General features: G+C 72.1%; 1 protein-coding gene. It reads right to left on the bottom strand.

What is annotated here, in order from left to right; genetic code table 11:
- Positions 1-2,188, bottom strand: a 2,188-nt coding sequence (locus tag ACTUAL_RS00370) for a GH92 family glycosyl hydrolase (RefSeq protein ID WP_440898860.1), incomplete at its 3' end; no start/stop codon positions are given.
- Positions 2,189-2,308: the final 120 nt, after the last annotated feature.

Genomic DNA, 2,308 nt, shown 5'->3' with positions numbered 1-2,308 from the left:
GCACGTAGCGGTTGGCGTCGCTGGCCCCCGGCGCGGTGATGGCGAGCGCCTTGTCTCCGATGTGGACGGTCGCGCTGGGGAACTGCGGGCTGGACAGGGCGAAGAAGCCCGCGCCGCTCATCGTCGGGTACAGGCCCAGCGAGGAGAACACGTACCAGGCGGACATCGTGCCCAGGTCGTCGTTGCCGGTCATGCCGTCCGGCCTGTCGGTGAACAGGGTCATGGCCGCCCGCACCACGGTCGCCGTCTTCGCGGGCGCGCCCACCGACAGGTAGGTGTACGGCGCGTGCAGGTCGGGCTCGTTGTTCGGGTTGTAGGTCGGCTTGCCGTAGTAGTCGTACGGCTGGGTGATCCACTCGGTGCGCGCGGTGCCCGCCGGGTCGACGAGCAGCTTGTCGTAGGCGAAGAACGCGTCGAGCCTGCGCTCGGTCTCGCGCCGCCCGCCCATCAGGTCGTCCAGCCCGTCCGGGTCCTGCGGCACGAGCCACTGGTACTGGTGAGCGCCGCCCTCGTGGAACTGGTGCCCGGCCTCGACCGGGTCGTACGGCGCGAGCCAGGTGCCGTCCTGGGTGCGCGGGCGGAAGTGCTTGGTGCCGGAGTCCCAGAGGTTGCGGTACCACTTGCCGCGGGCGGCGAAGGCGCGCGCGTCCTCCTCCTGCCCCAAGCCTTCCGCCATCAGGGCGAGCGCGGCGTCGGCCGCCGCGTACTCCAGCGTCGCGGACGCCGGGTGGGCGCAGTCGTTGTCGCCGCCCTTGTGGGGGCAGTCCACGCCCTTCTCCAGCCCGGACGGCACGTAGCCGCGCTCCAGGTAGTGCTCGACGCCGGAGCGCCCGTTGTACGGCGAGTCGTCCGGCGGCAGGCTGGTGGCGTTGCGCTTGAGCAGCTCGTACGCCTCGGCCTCGTGACCCTTGAGCAGCCCGCGCGACCACGCCTCGACCAGGAACGGGGTGACCGGGTCGCCGGTCATGATGTTGGTCTCGCTGTTGGCCAGCGCCCACCTCGGCAGCCAGCCGCCGTCGCGGCCCGCCGCGAGGACCGACAGCGCGACGTCCCGCGCCACCTCGGGTTCGAGGAGTTCGAGGAGCTGGTTCTGCGGGCGGTAGGTGTCCCACAGCGAGAAGTTCTGGTGCGGCGTGAAGTCCTGCGCCTGCTTCACCTGCCCGCCGAACGCGGTGTAGCGGCCGTCCACGTCCCCGGCGAGGTTCGGGTGCAGCACCGAGTGGTAGAGCGAGGTGTAGAACGCCTTGCGGCGCTCCGGGCTCCCGCCGCCGATCTCCACGCGCCCCAACTGCTCCTGCCAGGTCTGCCGCAGCGCGGCGCGGGCGGCGTCGAAGTCGTGGCCGTCGGTCTCGGCGGCCAGGTTCTTCCGCGCGCCCTCGATCCCGGTGTAGGACAGGCCGACCTTGACCACCACGTCCCGGTCGGCGGTGGTGTCGAACGTGGCGTAGGCCCCGTTGCCGCCGCTGCCCGACGCCTCCCGCGCGCCGGGCGTGACCGCGCCGCCGCGCCAGGTCCCGAACGCCTGGAAGGGCCGGTCGAACGAGGCGGTGAAGTACACGGTGTGCTCGTCCAGCCCGGCGCAGAACCGCCCGGCCCGCACCCGGCCCTCCACGGTGCGGTCGTCGACCACCCGCACCTGCGAGTCGAGCACCTGCTGGTTGGCCTTGCCGGTGTTGAGCAGCACGTTGCCGCTCGCGCCCGCCGGGAACGAGTAGCGCTGCCAGCCGGTGCGCGGCGTGGCGGTCAGCTCGACGCCGATGCCGTACCGCTGGAGGCCGACGCGGTAGTAGCCGGGTTCGGCCTCCTCGTCGTCGTGGCTGTAGGCGGACCGGTAGGCGTTGTGGTCGGTGCTGGTGACCGCGCCGGTGGTGGGCATGATCGGCAGCTCGCCCGCGACGGGGCAGCCGACGCCGGACAGGTGGGTCTGGCTGAAGCCGTGGATGAAGCCCTGCTGGTAGTCGTAGCCGCCCTGGCCGCCGGTGTCCGGGCTGACCTGGACCATGCCGAACGGGGCGCTCGCGCCGGGGAAGGTGTTGCCGAAGTTCTGGGTGCCGACGAACGGGTTGACCAGGGTGACGGGGTCCTCCGCCGCGCTCCCGGACGACGGCTGGGCCTGGGCTGGGACGGCCGCTCCGAGCACGAGCAGTGCTGCGGCGGCCAGTGCTGTGCTGCCTCGCGGGAGGGTCATCGTCGACGGCCTCTCTGTGTGACAACGTTGTCAAGCAACAGGGTCGAACAGGCGGTTCGGTTCCCGGACCGCTCCCTGAGGGTGGCGCACCACCCCATGGCCGGCGAACTCGCGGCCCTG

This window comes from Actinosynnema sp., assembly GCF_052038725.1.
This window is presented reverse-complemented; position numbering and strand designations above follow the sequence as displayed.